This is a genomic window from Clostridia bacterium, from assembly GCA_019683875.1.
Classification (GTDB): Bacteria; Bacillota; Sulfobacillia; order RBS10-35; family Bu92; genus Bu92.
In genome coordinates this window covers 1-20,272 of record JADGHN010000024.1, presented here as the reverse complement: position 1 = coordinate 20,272, position 20,272 = coordinate 1, and the positions used below count along the sequence as shown (strand labels likewise).

Genomic DNA, 20,272 nt, shown 5'->3' with positions numbered 1-20,272 from the left:
CCGGGCGGCTCGTCCGGACGCTGGCGGAGGAAGGCCAGGATGCGCGGCCGGGCCTCCCGCGCGGCGTCGATGTCCGGATCGCTCCCCGGCTGGTAGGCGCCGACCTGGATGAGGTCGGCGGCGTCGCGGTAGACGGCCAGCAGGCGCCGCGCCCGCGCGGCCGCCTCGATCGTGCGCTCGTCCGCCACCTTGGGCATGAGCCGGCTGATGCTCTCCAGCACGTCGATGGCCGGAAACTGGTGCTCGCTCGCCAGCCGGCGGGACAGGACGATGTGGCCGTCGAGCAGCCCGCGCACGGCGTCGGCGATCGGCTCGTTCATGTCGTCGCCCTCAACGAGCACCGTGTAGAACGCGGTGATGGAGCCCCGCGCCGCCGTGCCCGCCCGCTCGACCAGCCGCGGCAGCGCCGCGAACACGCTCGGCGGATAGCCGCGCGTGGCGGGCGGCTCGCCGGCCGCCAGGCCGACCTCCCGCCCCGCCATCGCGAACCGCGTCAGCGAGTCCATGAGCAGCACGACGTCGTGGCCCTGGTCGCGGAAGAACTCGGCGATCGTCGTCGCCGTCTGCGCCGCCTTGAGGCGCAGGAGCGGGGGTTGGTCGCTCGTCGCCACGACGGCCACCGCGCGGCGCCGCCCCTCCTCGCCCAACTCGTGCTCGAGAAACTCCCGCACCTCGCGGCCGCGTTCCCCAATGAGGGCCAGCACGGTCACCGGCGCCTGGTTGTGCCGCGCGATCATGCCCAAAAGCGTGCTCTTGCCGACGCCGCTCCCGGCGAAGATGCCCAGGCGCTGCCCGCGGCCGCAGGTGAGCAGGTGGTCGATGGCGCGCACGCCCACCCACAGGCGCTCGCGGATCGGCGGACGGGACAGCGCTTCAGGCGGCCGCGCCTCAAGCGGGCGCTCCTCTTCGACGCGCCAGATCGGCCCGCCGTCGACGGGCTCGCCCAGCGGCCCGACGATGCGTCCCAGCATCTCCGCGCCGAGCCGCACCGTGAGCGGCCGGTCGAGCGCCTCCACCCACACCCCGGGCGCGATGCCGTCCGTCGCGCCGAGGGGCATGAGGAGCGTCTGGCCCCGCCGGAAGCCGACGACCTCCGCCAGCACGGGCCCGGACGCCGCGTGCAGCCGGCAGAGCTCGCCGACCTGCGCCCGGGGCCCGCGCGCCGCCACGACGAGGCCGAGCGCTTCCTCCACGCGCCCCGCGCGGCCGGCGCGCGGCACCGCCGCCACCGCGCGGCGCACGCGCTCCCGGACGCGCGCGACGGGGGCTTCAATGTCCGGCAGGGCCATGCGCCCGCACCTCCTCCCGGAGGGCGTCCAGGAGGCGACGCCAGCGCCAGCCCGGCCCGGCCACCCGGTAGCCGTCCTCGTCTTCCGCCCAGGCGTCGCCCGCCGGCACCCGCGCGTCGGCGAGCACGTCGACCGCCCGCCCTTCGGCGTCCAGACCGGCCGCCACCGCCTCCCGGGCTTCCGGCGACGTCCACAGGCGCTCGATCTCGCCCGCGGCCAGGAGTTCCCGCGCCTCCCACAGCGCCTGCCGTCCGGGCTCCTCGAGCTCCCGCCCGAGCGCCGCCTCCGCCAGCTCGGCCGCCAGCCGGACGGCCTCCTCCTCCAGGCGGCGCAGCGCCCGCTCGAGCCACGCGGCGGTCTCGGCACGCTCCCGCTCCGCCGCCGCCATCAGCTCGCGGGCCTCCTCCAGCATCCGTTGCCCGGCGGCCACGCCCGCCTCGTAGCCGCGCGCGTATCCCTCCCGCTGCCAGCTCGCCCGGTGCCGCGCCACCTCGGCCTCGACGAGCTCCGCGATGCGCTGTTGCACGACCTCACCCGGATTGGACGCCTCGGGCGCCCCCGCCGCCGGGCAGTCCTGCACCGGCGGCAGCGTGACCACGGGCCATTCCGGCGGCCGGGGGGCCTGCGTGACGGCGGGCGCGGCTTCAGACCACCAGTTCATCTTCGCCACCCCGGCTCACCACGATCTCGCCCTGCTCCTCAAGCCGCCGGACGACGTTGACGATGCGCTGCTGCGCCTCTTCCACGTCGCGCAGGCGCACCGGCCCCAGGTAGGACATCGACTCTTCGAGGTTCTCCTGCGCGCGCTTCGAGAGGTTCCGCATGATCTGCGCCTTGACGTCGTCGCTCGCCACCTTGAGCGCGAGCGGCAGGTCGGCTTGCAGGTCGATCTCCCGCAGCACCCGCTGGAGCGAGCGGTCGTCGAGCAACACGAGATCCTCGAAGACGAACATGCGCTTCTTGATCTCGTCGGCGAGCTCCGGATCGGCCGACTCCAAGGCCTCCATGATCGTGCGTTCCGTCGCGCGGTCGACACGGTTCAGCACCGCCACGGCCGTGTCGATGCCGCCGACGCGCGCCGACCCCTCGGTCATCAGCGCGGCGAAGCGGGACTCAAGAAGATCCTCGATTTCGCGCACGACCTCCGGCGACGTCGTGTCCATGATCGCGATGCGCCGCGCGATGTCCGCCTGGCGCTCGGGCGGAAGCGCCGAGAGGACGGCGCCCGCCTGCTCCGGGTTCAGGTAGGCCAGGATCAGGGCGATCGTCTGCGGGTGCTCGTTCTGGATGAAGTTGAGGATCTGGCCGGGGTCGCTCTGGCGGATGAACTCGAACGGCCGCACCTGCAGGGTGGCCGTGAGCCGCTCGATCACCTCGTGCGCCTTCGTCGGCCCCAGCGCCTTCTCCAACAGCTGGCGCGCATAGGCGATGCCGCCCTGGTCGATGTGCACCTGCGCCTCGACCAGGTGCTTGAACTCCTCCAGAACCTGGTCGCGCACGGCCGGCTCGACCCGGCGCACGTTGGCGATCTCAAGCGTGAGCGTCTCGATCTCTTCCTCGTTCAGGTGCTTCATCACCTGGGCGGAGACCTCCGGTCCCATGCTGATGAGGAAGATCGCCGCCTTCTGCCGCCCAGTGATCGTGTGTCGCCGCGTCGACTCCATGACGGCCATCGCTCAGTCCTCCACCAACCACGCGCGCAGCGCGCGGGCAACCTGCTCCGGGCGCTCGCGGGAGTACGTCTTCAGGTCGTGAATCGTGCCGTTGGCCGCGGGCGAGGCCTGCGCTTCAGCCGCCCGCTGCGCCTCCAGCCGCGCCAGGGCCAGCGCCTCTTCCTCCGCGCGCCGGCGAGCGGTGCGGCGGCGGCCGGCCACCACGATCCACGCGGCGGCGCCGAGCACCACCGCCGCCCCCGCCACGGCCCACACCCAGACCGGCACCGCGCGGCCGCCCGTCGGCGCCGTCTCGGACGCTTGCATCGCGTCCAGGAGGCTGTGGTCGAAGGGCATGCTCGTGACGGTGATCTGGTCCTGGCGGGCAGGATCGGCCCCGATGGCGGCGGCCACGAGCCGCTCCACCTCCTGCTGCTGCTGCGCGTTGAGGGGCTTGTTGACGACGACCGCCACCGAGAGCCGCTTGACGCTGCCCGGCGCCACCTGCGTCGTCGTTTTTGTCTCGTTCAGCTCGTAGTTCCGCGTCGACTGGTCCTCCGTCGTGGAGTTGCTCTGGCTCCCCCCGGAGGTGGCCGGATACGTCGGGAAGTTGCTGTCGCCCGGCACGCCGCCGGCGGCGGTCGACTGGCCCTGCACGCTGCGGCGCAGCTCCGTGATGCTGCGCAGGAGCCCGCCCTGGTCCGTCGGCGCCGTGAAGAGGTCGGAGATCGTCGTGGTGCGGTCGAAGTTCAGCTCGGCCGACACCTGCGTGACGACATTGCCGGGACCGAAGATCTGCGTAAGAAGGTCCTGGAGGCGCGCCTGCAGGTCCGCCTGGAAGCGCGCCTGAACGTCCATGTTGTCCTGCGCGCCGCTCGCCGTGTCGTCGGCGGCGTGCGCCGAGGAGAGGATCCGGCCGGTCTGGTCGAGCACGGTCACCTGATCCGGGGAGAGGTTGGGCACGCTCGCCGCCACCAGGTGGACGATGCCCTGCACCGTTCGCGGTTCGAGCTGCTGTCCCGGCTTCATCTCCACGAGCACGGCGGCGCTGGCCGGCTGGCTCTCGCCCGCAAAGACGGTGTCCTTGGGCATGACGATGTGCACCCGCGCGCGCGACACGCCCTGGATCTGCTCGATCGTCCGCTCCAGCTCGCCCTGCGTCGCGCGCAGGAGGGCCACCTGACGATCGAAGTCCGTCGCCGCCAGGCCGAGCTTGTCCATCACCTCGAAGCCGACGCTCCCGCTGCTGGGGAGGCCCTGCGACGCGAGCTCCAGCCGCAGGCGGTACACGTCGGCGGCCGGGACGAGGATCGTGGAGCCCTGGTCGTCGAGCTCGTAGCGCTCGTGCTGGCTCTCGAGAACCTGGACGACGGCGGCGGCGTCAGCCGGCTGCAGGTTCGTGAAGAGGGGCTGCATGGCCGCGTCCGCGCGGCGCATCCAGGACCAGGCGATCAGCGCGAGCACCACGGCCGCGGCCACGCCCGCGGCGAGCGCCAGCTGCGGGCGCGTCCACCGGGCGAGCATCTTGCGCGCAGCCTCCACCGCCGGCGTCATCCACGTTCACCTCCCGATCAGACCTGCATGCGCATGATCTCTTGGTACGCTTCCAGCGCGCGGTTGCGCACTTCCACCGTCAGGTCGAGGGCCAGGCTGGCCTTCTGCGCGGCGATCATGGCCCGGGCCACGTCGTCGACGCTGCCGCTCGCGAGGCTCTGCCCGGCCTGCTCCGCCTGGATCTGCAGCGCGTTGACCTGCTCCAGAGCCCTCTGCAGCTCCTTCAGGAACTGGGCGCCGTCGCCCGAGACGGCCGAGCCGCGCGCGGCTCCGCCGGCCTGGGCGCCGCCGGTCGACGAGGCGGGCGCCGGGTCCGGCAGGCGGCTGCCGGGTTGCCACAGCGGGATGGGTTGCGGTCCACCGATCGGCATCGCCACGCGGATCACCCTCTCGCGATGTCGAGGCCGGCGCGGAACATCGACTTGCCCGCCTCGAACGCGGTGACGTTGGCTTGATAGGCGCGGGACGCGGCCACGAGGTCGACCATCTCCTCGGTGGGATCCACGTTCGGGAGACGGACGAAGCCGTCCGGGCCGGCATCCGGGTGGTTCGGGTCATAGCGCAGGGGACCCGGCGTCGGGTCGGCGACGACGCCCACGACGCGGACGCCGGCCGTCGCGCCGCCGGCGCTGACGACATCCGCGCCGAAGGACGCGGGCACGAACTCGTCCGCCACCCCGCCCGGCGCGAACACGGGCAATTGGCGGCGGAACGGGCCGCCGCCGGGCGTGCGGGTGGTGTCGGCGTTCGCGAGGTTGTTGGCCACGAGGTCCAGCCGCAGGCGCTCTGCGGTCAGGCCGGAAGCGCTGATGTCAAGTGAACCGAACAGGCTCAAGGATCACGACCTCCCCGTGACGGCCGTCTTCAGCCGGCCGAAGGCGAGCGCCAGCATCTGGCTCGCCGCTTCGTACTGCATGCCGGTTTCGGCGAGTTCGACCATCTCCTGATCGAGGTCCACGCCGTTGCCGTCGTTCTTGAAGACCAGGCCCTCGGCACGCCGGACGGCGTCCGCGACCGTCCCGGCGGGCGACGGCACGGCACGCGTCTCGACAGCGCCGTTCGACCCGCTCGTTTCGCCGGCCAGCGCCGCCGCGAATGCCTGGGCGAAGTCGACATCGACGCGCCGGTAGCCGGGGGTGTCGACGTTGGCCAGGTTGTTGGCGATCAGCCGCTGGCGCAGCGCGAGCACCTCAAGCCCGGCCGAAAGCGCAGCCACATCCGGGGTTTGGAACGCCGCCAACCCTTCCATGGGCGCCTCGTGCACCTCCTTGAAACGCCACCGCCCTCGCGCCGGGACCGGCACGAGGGCGGACATACCCCTTGTTTCCGGCAACCCGGCTGCCCTGGGGCATCCCCGAGGGCCCGTGGCTTTGCGCCCCTGCCTTTCGACAGGTTTGCCTTTATCGGAAAAATCTTATGTTGACTAAACGTGACTCTCAGGCTGTTTTCTCGCCGAGATCGGCTTCCCTATTTCTTTCCACCCTTGGCGAATCCTGCATACCACGGCGACACAAAATACACAATCGTTCGACACGATTCGACATTATGTGGGGGTCGCAATGTGGGGGTCGCGGGTGCTACAACACGTAGCGGCTGAGATCGCGGTTGCGGACCAGCCCGGCCAGACGCGCCTCCACGTACGCGCGATCGATGCGCACTTCCCCGCCCGTCTCGGGCGCCTCAAACGAGACGTCCTCCAGCAACCGCTCCATCACCGTGTGGAGGCGGCGGGCGCCGATGTTCTCCGCCTGCTGGTTCACCGCCTCCGCGATCTCCGCGATGGCGTCCAGCCCGTCCTCGGTGAACACCAGCTCCACCCCGTCCACGCGCAGGAGGGCCTGGTACTGCTTCGTCAGGGAGTTCTCCGGTTCGGCCAGGATGCGGCGCAGATCCGCCCGGGTGAGGGGCTCAAGCTCCACCCGGATGGGGAAGCGCCCCTGCAGTTCCGGGATCAGGTCCGAGGGCTTCGCCACGTGGAACGCTCCCGCGGCGATGAACAGGATGTGGTCCGTCCGGACGGGCCCGTACTTGGTCATGACGGTGCTGCCTTCGACGATGGGCAGGATGTCCCGCTGCACGCCCTCGCGGGACACGTCCGGCCCGGAGCCGGAGTCGCGCCCGGCGATCTTGTCGATCTCGTCGAGAAAGACGATCCCGTCCTGCTCGACCCGGCGGATCGCCTCCGCCACGGCCTGGTCGTGGTCGATGAGCTTCTGCGCCTCCTCCGCCGCGAGAAGGCGGCGGGCCTCGGCGACCGTCACGCGCCGCTTCTTGCGCCGCGTGGGGAGAAGGTTGCCGAACATGTCCTTGAGGTTGACGCCGAGCTCCTCGATCCCCTGGCCGGTGAACACCTCAAGCATCGGCGTCGACGCGTCCTCGACCTCGATCTCCACGATCTCGCCCTCAAGCTCTCCGGCGGCCAGGCGCTGGCGCAGGCGGGCGCGCTCTTCCTGCCTTGCGCGGCGCTGCTCCACAAATTCCGGATCGTCGTCGGCCTCTGGGCGCGCGCGACCGCCGAACAGCACCTCGAACGGGTTACGGAACGCCGGCGGCCGCTGGGGCATGGGCGCCAGGATGTCGAGCAGCCGCTCTTCCGCGAGGCTCTGCGCCTCGTCCTGGACCGCCTCCGCCTTCTCGGCCTTCACCATGCGCACGGCCGTCTCGACGAGGTCGCGGATGATGGAATCGACATCGCGGCCCACGTAGCCGACTTCCGTGAACTTCGTCGCCTCCACCTTGATGAAGGGCGCGTTGACGAGGCGGGCCATGCGCCGCGCGATCTCGGTCTTCCCGACGCCGGTGGGACCGATCATCAGGATGTTCTTGGGCGTGACCTCCTCCGCGACCTCCGGCGGAAGGCGGCGCCGTCGCACGCGGTTGCGCAGGGCCACGGCCACCGCGCGCTTGGCCTGGGACTGGCCGACGATGTACTTGTCGAGTTCCGCGACGATGGCGCGGGGCGTCAGGTCCATGGCCTCACAGCTCCTCGACCGTGATCTGATCGTTCGTGTACACGCAGATCTCGGCGGCGATGCGCATGGCCTCGAGGCAGACCTCGGCCGCCGTCATGTCGGTGTGGCGGACGAGGGCGCGCGCGGCGGCGAGGGCGTAGGCGCCCCCGGAACCGATCGCGGCCACGCCGTCGTCCGGCTCCACGACCTCCCCGGACCCGGACACCAGGAGCAGGTGGTCCGCGTCCGCGACGAGCATCAGCGCCTCCAGCCGCCGAAGGACGCGGTCGCCGCGCCACTCCTTCGCCAGCTCCACGGCCGCGCGCACGAGCTGGCCGGAATGCTCTTCAAGCTTCGCTTCAAATCGTTCCATCAGCGTGACGGCGTCGGCGACGGAGCCGGCGAAGCCGCACAGCACCCGCCCCCCGTGCAGGCGGTGAACTTTCCGCGCGCGGTGCTTCCACACGATATGCTGCGCCTCTTGGGTGACTTGACCGTCGCCCGCCATGGCCACGCGGCCGCGGTGGCGAACGGCGACGATCGTCGTGGCGTGCATCGGCTCTCCTCCTTGTCGTCGTCCCGGGGGGACGTCAGGCTCTGGGGTGAGCGTCGCGGTAGACCTGGCGCAGCCGCGCCCGGGTGACGTGGGTGTAGATCTGCGTCGTCGACAGGTTCGCGTGGCCGAGCCACTCTTGCACCGTGCGCAGGTCCGCGCCGTGGTCGAGCAGGTGCGTGGCGAAGGAGTGGCGGAACGTGTGGGGGGTGACCTTGCGCCCCGGCAAGAGCCGCGGCGCGTAGCGCTGGACGACGTCCCGGACGCCGCGGTCGCTGAGCCGGCGGCCCCGGTGATTCAGGAAGACCGCGTCCCCGTCCGCGTTGCGGCGCCTTGCCGTCGCGGCGCCACCGTCCGGGGCGGCCCCCCGTGACCGGGCGCGGGCGGCCAGCGCCGGGCGCCCGAGGCGGACGTACCGGTCGATCGCCGCGATGGCCTCCGTGCCCAGCGGGACGAGGCGTTCCTTGCCGCCCTTGCCCCAGACGCGCGCGAAGCCGAGGCTGAGGTCGAGGTCGCGCAGCGAAAGCCCCGCGAGTTCGGAGACGCGCATGCCGGACGCGTAGAGGGTTTCGAGGATGGCGCGGTCGCGGAGCGAGAGCGGATCGTCTCCGGTGGGGGCTTCCACGATGGCCTCCGCCTCCGATTCCTGCAGGGCCCGCGGCAGAGGCCGAGCCTGCTTCGGCGTGGCGACAGCCTTCGCCGGGTTCGAGTCCATCACGCCCTCGCGCACGAGGTAACGAAAGAACGTCCGCACGGCGGCGATCTTGCGTCCGACCGACTTCCGCGCGTAGCCGGCCTCCTGCAGGCGCGCGAGGTAGTGGCGCACGGCCAGCGCCTGAACCCCTTTCAGCACCCTGGCCTCCGGCCGCGCACCGATCCCCAGGACCTCGAAGAACTGGAGCAGGTCGCGCCGGTAGGCGGCCACGGTGTGGGGCGATGCGCCGCGTTCCGCGCGCAGGTAGCCGAGAAACGCCTCCAGCCAGTCCGGAGCGTCCGCCATCGCTTCACGTCCTCACGCTGACCCCAGGAGCATCCGCGGCTCCCTCTGGCGCCGGTCCGGGAACCGGCTGCACACCGTGTTCGGCCTGAAATGCGGCCAACCCTTCCAGCGCGCGGCGGGACAGCGCGAGCTTGCGCTGCGTCTTGTCCTTCGGCGGGTTCTCCAAGGGGTCCATGAGGCCGAACGCCACGTGCATCGGCTGGAACGTCTCCGGGTCGGCGCTCGTCACGTATCGAAGCAGTCCGCCGATGGCCGTCGTCGGGGGGAACACGAGCGGCGCCTCGCCGCGCAGCAGCCTCGCCATGTTGATGCCGGCGACGAGGCCGTCCATCGCGGCCTCCACGTACCCCTCCGTACCGACGATCTGGCCGGCGAAGAAAAGGTCGTCGCGCCGCTTGCTCTGGAGCGTCGGCCGCAGGATTTTCGGGCTCTTGAGAAACGTATTGCGATGGATCACGCCGTAGCGCTCGAACTCCGCGTGCGCGAGCGCCGGGATCATCCGGAAGACGCGTTTCTGCTCGCCCCACTTGAGGCTGGTCTGGAAGCCCACGATGTTGAAGAGCGTGCCCGCGGCGTTCTCCCGGCGCAGCTGGACCACGGCGTACGGGCGCTTGCCCGTGCGGGGATCGATGAGGCCCACCGGCCGCATGGGCCCGAAGCGCATCGTGTCGCGGCCGCGGTCCGCCATGACCTCGATCGGCAGGCAGGCCTCGAAGTACTTCTCCTCCTCGAACGGCTCCCTCGGGTGGCGTTCGGCGGTGCGCAAGGCCTCCCAGAACGCCTGGTACTCCTCCTCGGTGAGCGGGCAGTTGGCGTACGATTCGGGATCGCCCTTCCCGTAGCGGCTGCCCCAGAACACCTTGTCCCAGTCGATCGACTCGGCCGTCACGATCGGCGCGGCCGCGTCGTAGTAGGCGAGCTCGCCCTCGCCCGTGAACTCGAGCAACGCCTGGTGCAGGGCGGGCGAAGTCAGCGGTCCCGTGGCGATGATCGCCGGACCGTCCGGAATCTCCGTCTGTTCCTCCCGCACGATGGTCACGTTCGGATGCTGCTCGATGCAGCGCGTCACGTCCCGGCTGAACGCTTCGCGGTCGATCGCCAGCGCGGCGCCGCCGGGAATGGCGTGACGGTCGGCCACGGCGATGATCAGCGACCCCAGCCGCCGCATCTCCTCCTTGACCAGGCCGACCGCGTTCTCCAGAGAGTTTGAGCGGAACGAGTTCGTGCAGACCAGCTCCGCCAGGTACCCGGTGTGGTGCGCCGGCGTGCTGCGGGTCGGCCGCATCTCCACGAGGCGCACGCGAAACCCGCGCTGGGCGAGCTGCCACGAGGCCTCGCTGCCCGCCAGGCCGCCGCCGACCACCGTCACGTCGAAGTCGCTCACCGTGACCGACACCTCACCAGTTGTTCGCCAGGCGGTCGCTCAGGACCGGGCGCCCGCCGTGACGCGCGCGGAACACTCCTTGCGGCTGCAGGCCACGTACCGCCCGCCGCCGCGGGCGCGCTTCTCCACGAGCAGGCTGCCGCACGCCGGACACGCCTGGCCCGTCGGTTTGTCCCACAGCACGAACGTGCACTTCGGGTAGTTCGCGCAACCGTAGAACACGCGTCCCTTGCGGCTCCGCCGTTGGACAAGGTCCCCGCCGCACTCGGGGCAGGCAACCCCCACCTTTTCCACGATCGGCCGCGTGTTCTGGCACTCGGGGTAACCCGAGCAGGCGAGGAAGGGCCCGAAGCGGCCGTGTTTCACGACCATCGGGCGGCCGCACTTGTCGCACGTCTCGTCCGTCACCTCGGGCGTGAGCTCCACGCGGCCGATGCTGTCCTCCGCCTTGTCGAGCTCCTCCGCGAACCGCTGGTAGAATCCGGCGACGACCTCGCGCCAGTCGGCTTCGCCCGCCTCGATTTTATCCAGGTTGGCCTCCATCGCCGCGGTGAACTCCACGTCCACGACCTCCGGGAAGTACTCCTTCAAGAGGCCGGTGACGACGATCCCCAGCTCCGTGGGACGGAACCGCTTGTCTTCCCGGTAGACGTATCCGCGCTGTTGGATCGTCTCGATGATCGGCGCGTACGTGCTGGGCCGGCCGATGCCCTTCTCCTCCAGGGCGCGCACGAGCATGGCCTCCGTATACCGGGGCGGCGGCTGCGTGAAGTGCTGTTCCGGCCGCAGCTCGACCAGCTCAAGGGGCTGTCCCTGCGCCAGCTCCGGCAGGCGGGTGTCCCCTTCCTCGCCGCCGTCCTCGTCGCGCCCCTCCGTGTACAGCACCATGAACCCGGCGAACTTGAGCGTCGAGCCCGTCGCGCGGAAGCGATGGCCGCCGGCGTCGATGTCGACCGAGACGGCGTCGTAGACCGCGGGCGCCATCTGGCTCGCGACGAAACGCTCCCAGATGAGCCGGTACAGGCGGTACTGGTCCCGCGTGAGGCTCGCCTTGACGGCGTCCGGGTGGCGCGCCGTCCGCGTGGGACGGATCGCCTCATGGGCGTCCTGCGCGCCGCCGCCGCCCGCGCGCCGCTGCGAGTAGGCCTCGCCCCACTGCCCGCGGATGTACTCCTGGGCCTCCGCCTGGGCCTCCTGCGAGATCCGCGTGCTGTCGGTGCGGATGTACGTGACGAGGCCGACCAGGCCCTCGCCCGGCACCTCAAGGCCTTCATAAAGCTGTTGCGCGATGCGCATGGTGCGCTGCGCCGTGAACCCGAGTTTGCGGGACGCCTCCTGTTGAAGCGTGCTCGTGGTGAACGCGGGCGCCGGATTCCGGTGGCGCTCCCGCTTCTGCACCGACACCACGCGGAACGCCGCGCCCTCGACCTGCCGGAGGATCTCTTCGACCGCCGTGCGGTCAGGAAGCTCGCGCTTCTCGTCCCCCACGCCGAGGTACCGGGCCGAGAACGTCGCCCCGCCGGCGGCCGTGCGCAGGAGCGCGTCCAGCGTCCAGTACTCCTGCGGGACGAACGCCTCGATCTCGGCTTCCCGGTCGACGATCAGGCGGACGGCCACGGATTGCACGCGTCCGGCCGAGAGCCCGCCGCGGACCTTCCGCCAAAGGAGCGGGCTCAGCTTGTACCCGACCAGGCGGTCCAGGACGCGCCGCGCCTGCTGGGCGTCGACGAGGCGCTCGTCGATCGGCCGCGGCTCCCGCACGGCGCGCTCGATGGCCGTCTTGGTGATCTCGTTGAACGTGATGCGCAACGGCCGGCGCGGGTCGAGGTCGAGCAGCTGCGCGAGGTGCCAGCTGATGGCCTCGCCCTCGCGGTCCGGGTCCGTGGCGAGGAAGACGCCGCTCGCCTTCTTGAGGCTGTCGCGAATCTTCTTGATGACCGGGCCCTTGCCGCGAATGGTGATGTAGCGCGGCTCGAAGCCGCGCTCGATGTCCACGCCCAGCTGGCTTTTGGGCAGGTCGCGGACGTGGCCCATCGACGCCACCACGGAATACTTGCGGCCAAGGAACTTCTCGATCGTCTTGGCCTTCGCCGGCGATTCCACGATCACAATTGCCTTTGACAAAGCATCGCTCCGTTCGTTCTGGCATTATAGTGCCATCGTTCCACCACTGCCAATGCGGCGCCAGGCTGCCCGCCGCGGGCGTTGCGGGCCCGGCGCGCCGGCCGGACGGGCCGCCCGCCGCGGCGCCGGTCGCTCGACGGAGCAGGAAACGACCCGTCCCGCCCCAGAAATGTCCCCTCGGCCCTGAGACGACACCGCCTGTTTATCATTAGTAGAAGGAGGGGTTCGTGTCGATGCGCTACACCATCCTGAAGTCGTCGGACGATGGATTTCTCGGCCGGTTGCTCACCGGCCTGCAGGCCGTCCTCGATCTGCACGGCCACATCCGCGCGGACGCCGACGATCCCGACCTCGGCCTCGCCATCCAGGTCGCCGACCCGGCGGAGCCGCGGCCCTTCCGGCGCCAGTCGCGGGGCACCTTCGTGGTCACCATCATGGAGGGCGAGGACGGGGACAACCTGCTGCAGCGCGCGTACCCGTATCTGGTGCGGACGCTCTCCAACCTTCTGGTCTACGTCACGGACACCGGCGGCCGGCGCACGCTCCACTTCGTCACGCCGGAATTGGGTCACTACCAGGTGGGATACGACGCGGCCGACGAGTCGGCGTTCTTCGAGGAAGTGTACCGCCGGCTCAAGCCGTTGGCCCAGTCGCGCTTCGTCCTCGACAACATCTTCGAGCCGGACCTGCCGCGGGAACTCTGGGACGGCAACGAGACCACGCGTGCGCTGGCCGAGGCCGGCCGGCGCCTGGCCGCCCTGGATCTGCTGCCCGCACCCTTCCCCCTGGACCAGTACCTTTCGCCGCGCGACCTGCGCCATCTCAAGCTCCTTTACGGGATCGGCGGGCTGAGTTACGGCAACCTCAGCGCCCGCCACGAGGGCGACACCTTCTGGATGAGCGCCAGCGGCATCGACAAGTCGCAAATGGAAGTCGTCGGCCGCGACATTCTCCTGGTGAAGGGCTACGACCCCGAACGCCAGGCGATGATCCTCAGCGTGGCGGCAGACCGCGAGCCGCGGCGCGTCTCGGTGGATGCCATCGAACACTGGATGATCTACCGCGAGCACCCGGAGGTCGGCGCCATCATTCACATCCACGCCTGGATGGACGGCGTGCCTTCCACGGAGATCAACTACCCGTGCGGCACGTACGAGTTGGCCACCTCGGTGGCGGAGCTCGTGCGCCGCTCGCCCGACCCGGCCGCGGCCGTCATCGGGCTGAGAAACCACGGCCTCACCATCACCGGCCGGTCGCTGGACGACATCTTCGAGCGCATCGAGGGCCGCATTCAGCGCCAGGTGCCGATGGTCTGACGGAGGATTCCCCGCGTGGACGCGCTGGTCTATCGCCTGTCCCTCCCCCGCGTGGTGCTGACGAAGCTGCTGGGCTCGCGATTCCGGTGGCTGGTCTACGGCCCGGCGGGCCCGCTGGCCTACACGCGGCTACCGGACCCGGAGCCCCCGGGCGACGACTGGGCGGTCGTGCGCCCGCGGCTGGCTGGCGTCTGCGGCTCCGACCTGGGCGTGCTGACGGCGCACTCGAGCCCCTCCGCCTCGCCCTTCAGCTCCTTCCCGGCGGTGCTGGGCCACGAGATCTACGGCGTCATCGAGCGATCCGGCTCTGGAGTCCCCCTGCCCGCCGGGACGCGGGTGGTCGTGGATCCCTCCATCACCTGCGCCATGCGCGGCCTGACGCCCTGTCCTGCCTGCGCCGAGGGTCTGCCCTACCTGTGCCGGCGTTGCACTGAGGGCGATCTCTCCCCCGGATTCCTGGTCGGCTTCTGCCGCGACCTGCCCGGCGGTTGGGCGGAGCGCACGCTGGCACATGCCTACCAGCTTCACGCGGTTCCCGACGCCGTGTCGGACGAGCGCGCCGTGCTCGTGGAACCCCTCGCCGTCTCGTTTCACGGCGTACTGCGACGGACGCCCGCGCCGGGCGCACGCGTCCTGGTCATCGGGGCCGGCACCATCGGGCTGTGCACCCTGGCCGCCCTGAAGCTTCTTGGGGTCGACGCCCACGTCACCGTCGCGGCCCGTCACGGCATTCAGGCCGAGCTCGCCCGGGTCCTGGGCGCCGACGCGGTGGTCCCGTCCCGGAACATCGGCGCCGCCGCCCGCGACGCCGGCGCACGGCCCTTCCAGCCGCTCATCGGCCGGGAGGTCTATCGCGGCGGCTTCGACGTCGTCTACGACTGCGTCGGCACCCGCCGCTCCCTGGACGACGCCCTGCGCGTGGCCCGAGAGGGCGGCACCGTGGTCCTCCTGGGCGGCGCGGGCGAGATCGGCCGCCTGGACTGGAGCTTCGTCTGGATGCGGGAGCTGACGATCGTCGGCTCCGTTGGATACGGAACGGAACAGGTCGGCGAGCGCCGCGCGCACACGTTCGATCTGGTGTTGGAGGCGCTGGCCGAGCATCCCGAGATGCCCGTGGAGCGGATGATCACCCACCGGTTCCCCCTGCGGCGCTACCGTGACGCCCTGCGGGCGGCTCTGGACCGGCGCGCTTCGGGTGCCGTGAAGATCGTGTTCACTCCGGACATCTAGCCGCAGGACGCGTGCCGTGGCTCCGTCACTCCCATGGAGAACGGGCGTAGCCCGCCTCGGTGCGCTCGACGAGCCCCGCCAGCTCCAGGCGGGACAGGGCCACGAGCGCGGCCGGCACCGTCAACCCGGTCCGTTCGGCCAGGGCGTCGACGGACTGTGGCCGCGACGTCACGGCGCGGTACACGGCGGTCGCGGAAGGATCGGCCATCCTTCGTAGCGCCGGCGGCTCCGTTGCTCCCGCCGCCTCGCCTGCCGATCGAGGATCCGCCCCCAGGCGCGCCCGGTCCCGCTCGTCCAGCATGCGGAGCACGTCCTCGGCGCCGGTGACCGTCGCCGCGCCGTCTGCCAGCAGCGCGTTCGAGCCCCTGGACAGGGCGCGGTCGACGTCCCCCGGCACCGCGCCCACCGCGACGCCGAGCTCCAGCGCGTGCCGCGCGGTGACCAGCGACCCGCTCCGCTCGCCGGCTTCGACGACGACCACGGCGCTCGCGAGCGCCGCGATGACCCGGTTTCGCAGGGGGAACGTCTCCTTCCGCGGGCGAAAGCCGAGCGGAAACTCGCTCAGCACCGCGCCCTGCGCCGCCACGGCCGCGGCCAGGCCCTCATGCTCCGGCGGGTACGTGCGGTCCATGCCCGCGCCCAGCACGGCGACCGTGAGCCCGCCGGCCTTCAGCGCGCCCCGGTGCGCGGCGGCGTCAACCCCCCGCGCGAGGCCCGAGACGACGCACACGCCCGCGCCGGCCAGGTCCCTCGCCAGCTGGCGGGCCATGCGCAGCCCATAGGCATCCGCGCGGCGCGCGCCGACGATGGCCACGCACGGCACTTCAGGCAGCGCGCCCCGCACGTACAGGAGGGCGGGCGGCCCGACGTTCTCGTGCGCCTGCGCCAGGCGCAGCAGGCGCCGCGGATAGGCCTCGTCGAACGCGGTGACGACGGTCGCACCGATTTCGCGGCAGCGGCGAACCAGGTCCTCGCCGCGCCCGCCGGCCGGGCCGCCCGTGACGCCACCAGCGGCTTCCCCACGTGCCCGGCGACCGGCTGGACCCGCACGCATCCCGGACGCCAGGGCCGCACCGGGGTCCGGAAACGCTTGGATCACGCGCCGTGCGACGGACGGCATCCAAAGGGCGCCGGCGTGCAGCTCCAGCCACGCCGCGAGGCGCTCGGGATGGCCCTCGAGCCGCCAGCCGTCCGCCCGCTCCGGCAAAAACGCGAACGCGTCCTCACACTGGATTTCCATATTTTGGGGTTTTCGACGGGTTCATGGCGAGTTCCTGCCGCCTAGCCGCCGGCCATGCGGGGGACGCCCTCGACCTGCGCGCGGTGGAGTTCGGCGTAGCGGCCGCCACGGGCAAGGAGCTCCGCGTGGCGGCCCGCTTCGACAATCCGGCCTTCTTCAAGCACCAGGATCAGGTCGGCGTCGCGGACGGTCGACAGGCGGTGCGCGATCACGATGGACGTGCGGCCCTCCGTCAGCCGCGCCAGCGCCTTCTGGATCATGACCTCCGTGGCGGCGTCGATGTTGGACGTCGCCTCGTCGAGGATCAGGATGCGCGGGTCGCGCAGCAGCGCCCGGGCGAACGCGACGAGCTGCCGCTGCCCGGCGGAGAGGCTCCCGCCGCGCTCGTGGACGACCGTCTCGTAGCCGCGGGGCAGGCGCTTGATGAACGCGTGCGCGCCGACCGCCTTCGCCGCGGCGACGACCTCCTCGTCGGACGCGTCGGGGCGGCCGTAACGGATGTTCTCCGCCACGGTGCCGGAGAAAAGGAAGTTGTCCTGCAGGACGATCCCCATGTGCGCGCGCAGTTCCCGTTGGGGGACGTCGCGGATGTCCACGCCGTCGACGAGGATGCGCCCGCTCCAAGGGTCGTAGAACCGGGCCAGAAGGTTGATGACGCTCGACTTGCCGGCGCCCGTGTGCCCGACCAGCGCCACGCGCTGGCCCGGTTCCGCCACGAAGGAGATGCCGTGCAGCACTTCCTTGCCGGCGTCGTAGCCGAAGCGCACGTCCTGGAACTCCACGCGGCCGCGGACGCGTCGCAGCGGCCGGGCGCCGGGGCGATCGACGATCTCCGGCGGCGTGTCGAGGACGCGGAACACCTTCTCGGCCGCCGCCATGGCCTGCTGCATCTGGGTGTAGAACTGCGCCATGTCGCGCATCGGCCGGTAGAAGCGGTCCATGTATTGGACGAAGGCCACGAGCACGCCGATGTCGACCGCGCCGGCGATCTGCAGGCGTCCGCCGTACCACAGGATCAGCGCGGTGCCGAGCGCCCCGATGAGGTCGACGGTCGGCATGAACAGGGCATTGAGGCCCTCCGCCTGCATGTTCGCCCGGAAGTTGCGCTCGTTGACGCCCGTGAAACGCTCCATGTTCTTCGCTTCCCGGGAAAACGACTGCGTCACGCGGATCCCGGAGATGCTCTCCTGGAGGTTCGCGTACACGTCCGCGATGGTGTTGCGGACCTCCGCGTACGCGCGGCGGACGAGTTCGCTGAAGCGGAACACGGCGACGGCGAGGATCGGCAGGACCGCGAACGAGGCGAGCGCGAGGCGGGCGTCCAGGCTCATCATCGCCGCGACGATCGCGACGAGGCTGACGACGCTGCCGACGATCGTCAGCACGCTCTGCGTCAGCATTTCCTCGATGGTGTTCACGTCGTTGGTCACGCGCGACATGATCACGCCGGTCGGCTGGCTGTCGAAGAACCGGAAGGAGAGGCGCTGCAGGTGGGCGTAGAGTTCCGCCCGCAACGCGAAGATCGCGTTCTGGCCCGCCCATGACATGAAGTACGTCTGAGCGTACTGCGCGCCCCACGAGACGAGCGACGCGCAGAGGTACAGCACGGCCAGGGTCGCGATGCCGCGCAGCGTCCCGGGGGGCAGGCCCATCCCCTCCGACGATGCCCGGGCGGCCGGCACGATGTACCGGTCGATGGCGATGGCCGTTAGGTAGGGACCCGCCTGCACGGCGACGGTGCCGATGACGAGGGCGAGCGAAGCCAGGAGGAAGTCCCGCCGGTAGGGCGCGAGGTACCGGAGGAGGCGCCGGAAGACGGCCCCGTTGAAGGGCGCGCGTTCCGCGTTCGGATCATCGTGGCGCGGCGGCACGGATCGATCCCTCCCTTCAGCTTGCGGCGTCGCGGCCGGACGCGGCGCCGGCGTGCTGCGCGTCTTGCTCCTGCAGGCGGACGATCTCCCGGAAGAGGCCCGGCTGCGCCTCCAGTTCCGCCGGCGTGCCCATCTGCACGATCCGGCCCTGGTCCAGCACAAGGACCCGGTCGGCGAGGCGGACCGTCGAGGCGCGGTGCGCGACGACGAACGACGTGCGCCCGGCCATCAGGCGGCGCAGGGCCTCCCGGATGAGTTCTTCCGTCTTCGTGTCGACGCTGGAGGTGGCCTCGTCGAGGATGAGGATGCGCGGGTCCAACAGGAGAGCGCGGGCGATCGCCACGCGCTGCTTCTGCCCGCCGGACAGCCCGACCCCTCGCTCGCCGACGACGGTGTCGTACCCCTGGGGCAGGCTCATGATGAAGTCGTGGATCTGGGCGGCTTTCGCCGCGGCGACGATTTCCTCGCGGGTCGCGCCCGGCCGCCCGTAGGCGATGTTCTCCGCGATGGACGCCGAGAAGAGGAACGTCTCCTGGGGGACGATGCCGATGTGGCGTCGCAAGTCGGCCAGTTTCAGATCGCGCACATCGTGGCCGTCGACGAGCACCCGGCCCTCGTCCACGTCGTAGAAGCGCGGGATCAGGTGCATCACCGTGCTCTTGCCCGAGCCGGTCGTCCCCAGGAGGGCGATCGTCTCACCCGGCTCCACGCGAAACGAGACGTCGTCCAGCGCCCACGGCGCGTCCGGCGAGTAGCGGAAGCGGACCCGCTCGAAGACGACCTCGCCGCGCACGGTCGGAAGGCGCCGCGCGCCGGGGCGTTCGGCGACCTCCGGCCGCTCGTCGAGCAGGTCGAAGACGCGCGTGGCGGCCGCGATGGCGCGCGAGGCCATGTTCACGAGCCAGCCCAGCTGGCGGAGGGGGAAGAAGAGCATGCCGAGCAATTGGAGGAAGGCCACGAGCGCGCCCAGCGTGATCGCCCCGCTGATCACGCGCCACCCGCCGACGCCGATGGCCAGCACGGTGCCGAGGTCGGTGGCGAGGCTCATCAACGGGAACCAGAACGCGCGCTCCCGCATGGCCTCAAGGTTCTGCTCGAGGTACCGCCAGTTGGCGCGACCGAACTTCTCGATCTCGAACGGCTCGGCGGTGAACGCGCGGACCACGCGCACGCCCGTCACGTTCTCCTGGAGAATCGCCGTGATCTCCGCCTGGCGCTGCTGGATCTCCTGGTACTTGGGACGCACGCGCCGGTTGAACTGCACGATGACCAGCCCAAGGAGCGGCAGCGCCGGCAGGACGAGCGCCGTGAGGAACGGGTCGATCCAGAACAGGTAGACGAGCACGGCCGCGAACAGGAGCAGCTGGTTCGCGATCATGAGCAGCCCGAAGCCCATGAAGCGCCGCAGAAGTTCCACGTCCTGGGCGACGCGGCTCATGATCTGCCCGGTCTGGGCACGGTCGTAGAAGCGGAACGAGAGCGCCTGAAGGTGGGCGTAAAGCTCCCCGCGGATGTCGAAGATGATGCGCTGCGACATGTAGGCCATGGCGTAGCGCTGAAAGAACCAGAAGGTCCCCTTCACCGCCGCGACGCCGACCACGGCCGCCGCAAGCCACGGCAACCAGGCGTGATGGCCCTCCCGCAGCACGAAGTCGATGACGTGCCGCGTGATGTAGGGCACGGACAGGTCCATGGCCGTGCCCACGACGAGGCCGCCGAGCCCGATGGCGAGGGAACGCCGGTACGGGCGCGAATACCGCAACAGGCGCAAAAGGACGTTCATGCCCACATGATACTCGTTCGGTGGGCGAAATTCCTTCGGGTTTCGAAAGAAGTGGCGGGCCTACCGGCCGCGCTCGCGTCCGCGGCGTTGGACGACGAGGCCCGAACCGGAAATCAGCAGGCCCACGCTGGCGGCCAGCGCCGGCTCGACATGGAAGACAGCCGCGAGGCGCTCCGCCTGCCAGACGATGGCGGCCCCGGCCAGCATGATGAGAAACCCCTGCGTGCTGCCGTCGAGCCCTCGCCGCCGCGGCGATCGGGGGCTCGACGCGTTGTCCTGTCCCGGCAACCCGGTCCCCCCTCGCGCACCCCGCCCACTCATTCCC

Annotated in this window: 18 protein-coding genes and 1 riboswitch; of the genes, 2 read left to right on the top strand and 16 right to left on the bottom strand. The window is 71.0% G+C overall.

Annotation, left to right across the window (positions count from 1 at the left end; genetic code table 11):
- The 12 genes from IRZ18_03415 to topA form a co-directional block, all read right to left on the bottom strand.
- On the bottom strand, positions 1-1,289 hold a 1,289-nt coding region (locus IRZ18_03415; GenBank protein MBX5476156.1), incomplete at its 3' end, for a FliI/YscN family ATPase.
- On the bottom strand, positions 1,270-1,950 hold the full coding sequence (locus IRZ18_03410; protein ID MBX5476155.1) for a hypothetical protein: 681 nt from the start codon (positions 1,948-1,950) through the stop codon (positions 1,270-1,272). The genes IRZ18_03410 and IRZ18_03415, both read right to left, overlap by 20 nt.
- Positions 1,934-2,953: a flagellar motor switch protein FliG gene (gene fliG / locus IRZ18_03405; protein MBX5476154.1), complete on the bottom strand. Its 1,020-nt coding sequence runs from the start codon at positions 2,951-2,953 to the stop codon at positions 1,934-1,936. Before fliG ends, IRZ18_03410 begins: the two co-directional genes overlap by 17 nt.
- Positions 2,954-2,965: 12 nt before the next feature.
- Positions 2,966-4,495: a flagellar M-ring protein FliF gene (gene fliF / locus IRZ18_03400; protein ID MBX5476153.1), complete on the bottom strand. Its 1,530-nt coding sequence runs from the start codon at positions 4,493-4,495 to the stop codon at positions 2,966-2,968.
- Positions 4,496-4,512: 17 nt separating this feature from the next.
- Positions 4,513-4,866, bottom strand: a complete 354-nt coding sequence (fliE, locus tag IRZ18_03395; protein MBX5476152.1) for a flagellar hook-basal body complex protein FliE — start codon at positions 4,864-4,866, stop codon at positions 4,513-4,515.
- An 11-nt stretch (positions 4,867-4,877) separates the two neighbouring features.
- A complete protein-coding gene (gene flgC / locus IRZ18_03390; GenBank protein MBX5476151.1) occupies positions 4,878-5,330 on the bottom strand; it encodes a flagellar basal body rod protein FlgC in 453 nt (150 codons plus the stop codon).
- A 3-nt stretch (positions 5,331-5,333) separates the two neighbouring features.
- Positions 5,334-5,744, bottom strand: a complete 411-nt coding sequence (gene flgB / locus IRZ18_03385; GenBank protein MBX5476150.1) for a flagellar basal body rod protein FlgB — start codon at positions 5,742-5,744, stop codon at positions 5,334-5,336.
- A gap of 76 nt (positions 5,745-5,820) precedes the next feature.
- Positions 5,821-5,904, bottom strand: a riboswitch (cyclic di-GMP riboswitch).
- 168 nt (positions 5,905-6,072) lie between these two features.
- Positions 6,073-7,467 carry an ATP-dependent protease ATPase subunit HslU gene (gene hslU / locus IRZ18_03380; GenBank protein ID MBX5476149.1) on the bottom strand — a complete coding sequence of 465 codons (1,395 nt, stop codon included), beginning with the start codon at positions 7,465-7,467 and terminating at the stop codon, positions 6,073-6,075.
- Between the two features lie 4 nt (positions 7,468-7,471).
- Positions 7,472-8,002 (bottom strand): ATP-dependent protease subunit HslV, encoded by a 531-nt coding sequence (hslV, locus tag IRZ18_03375; protein MBX5476148.1) that lies wholly within the window; start codon positions 8,000-8,002, stop codon positions 7,472-7,474.
- Positions 8,003-8,036: 34 nt separating this feature from the next.
- Complete coding sequence (gene xerC, locus IRZ18_03370) at positions 8,037-8,999, bottom strand: tyrosine recombinase XerC (GenBank protein MBX5476147.1); 963 nt, start codon at positions 8,997-8,999, stop codon at positions 8,037-8,039.
- Between the two features lie 4 nt (positions 9,000-9,003).
- Positions 9,004-10,383, bottom strand: coding sequence for a methylenetetrahydrofolate--tRNA-(uracil(54)-C(5))-methyltransferase (FADH(2)-oxidizing) TrmFO (gene trmFO / locus IRZ18_03365; GenBank protein ID MBX5476146.1), 1,380 nt, complete (start codon positions 10,381-10,383; stop codon positions 9,004-9,006).
- Between the two features lie 39 nt (positions 10,384-10,422).
- Positions 10,423-12,507, bottom strand: a complete 2,085-nt coding sequence (gene topA, locus IRZ18_03360) for a type I DNA topoisomerase (GenBank protein MBX5476145.1) — start codon at positions 12,505-12,507, stop codon at positions 10,423-10,425.
- Positions 12,508-12,740: 233 nt separating this feature from the next.
- On the opposite strand from topA, the gene IRZ18_03355 reads away from it, so the two are divergent.
- Both IRZ18_03355 and IRZ18_03350 read left to right on the top strand, forming a co-directional pair.
- Positions 12,741-13,823, top strand: coding sequence for a class II aldolase/adducin family protein (locus IRZ18_03355; protein ID MBX5476144.1), 1,083 nt, complete (start codon positions 12,741-12,743; stop codon positions 13,821-13,823).
- A gap of 15 nt (positions 13,824-13,838) precedes the next feature.
- Positions 13,839-15,053 (top strand): zinc-binding dehydrogenase, encoded by a 1,215-nt coding sequence (locus IRZ18_03350; protein ID MBX5476143.1) that lies wholly within the window; start codon positions 13,839-13,841, stop codon positions 15,051-15,053.
- Positions 15,054-15,078: 25 nt separating this feature from the next.
- Here the strand turns inward: IRZ18_03350 and dprA are convergent, their stop codons facing one another.
- From dprA to IRZ18_03330, 4 genes are read right to left on the bottom strand one after another with little or no spacing between them, the layout of a single operon-like run.
- Positions 15,079-16,293, bottom strand: a complete 1,215-nt coding sequence (gene dprA, locus IRZ18_03345) for a DNA-protecting protein DprA (protein MBX5476142.1) — start codon at positions 16,291-16,293, stop codon at positions 15,079-15,081.
- 41 nt (positions 16,294-16,334) lie between these two features.
- Complete coding sequence (locus IRZ18_03340) at positions 16,335-18,164, bottom strand: ABC transporter ATP-binding protein (GenBank protein MBX5476141.1); 1,830 nt, start codon at positions 18,162-18,164, stop codon at positions 16,335-16,337.
- Between the two features lie 16 nt (positions 18,165-18,180).
- Positions 18,181-19,947, bottom strand: coding sequence for an ABC transporter ATP-binding protein (locus IRZ18_03335; GenBank protein MBX5476140.1), 1,767 nt, complete (start codon positions 19,945-19,947; stop codon positions 18,181-18,183).
- Positions 19,948-20,007: 60 nt separating this feature from the next.
- Positions 20,008-20,235: a hypothetical protein gene (locus IRZ18_03330; protein ID MBX5476139.1), complete on the bottom strand. Its 228-nt coding sequence runs from the start codon at positions 20,233-20,235 to the stop codon at positions 20,008-20,010.
- Positions 20,236-20,272: the final 37 nt, after the last annotated feature.

Bases quoted from the DNA above. Each gene is read 5' to 3' on its own strand.
- IRZ18_03410 (MBX5476155.1), bottom strand. From the start codon at position 1,950: ATGAACTGGTGGTCTGAAGCCGCGCCCGCCGTCACGCAGGCCCCCCGG.
- fliG (MBX5476154.1), bottom strand. From the start codon at position 2,953: ATGGAGTCGACGCGGCGACACACGATCACTGGGCGGCAGAAGGCGGCG.
- fliF (MBX5476153.1), bottom strand. From the start codon at position 4,495: ATGACGCCGGCGGTGGAGGCTGCGCGCAAGATGCTCGCCCGGTGGACG.
- fliE (MBX5476152.1), bottom strand. From the start codon at position 4,866: ATGCCGATCGGTGGACCGCAACCCATCCCGCTGTGGCAACCCGGCAGC.
- flgB (MBX5476150.1), bottom strand. From the start codon at position 5,744: ATGGAAGGGTTGGCGGCGTTCCAAACCCCGGATGTGGCTGCGCTTTCG.
- hslU (MBX5476149.1), bottom strand. From the start codon at position 7,467: ATGGACCTGACGCCCCGCGCCATCGTCGCGGAACTCGACAAGTACATC.
- hslV (MBX5476148.1), bottom strand. From the start codon at position 8,002: ATGCACGCCACGACGATCGTCGCCGTTCGCCACCGCGGCCGCGTGGCC.
- xerC (MBX5476147.1), bottom strand. From the start codon at position 8,999: ATGGCGGACGCTCCGGACTGGCTGGAGGCGTTTCTCGGCTACCTGCGC.
- IRZ18_03355 (MBX5476144.1), top strand. From the start codon at position 12,741: ATGCGCTACACCATCCTGAAGTCGTCGGACGATGGATTTCTCGGCCGG.
- dprA (MBX5476142.1), bottom strand. From the start codon at position 16,293: ATGGAAATCCAGTGTGAGGACGCGTTCGCGTTTTTGCCGGAGCGGGCG.
- IRZ18_03335 (MBX5476140.1), bottom strand. From the start codon at position 19,947: ATGAACGTCCTTTTGCGCCTGTTGCGGTATTCGCGCCCGTACCGGCGT.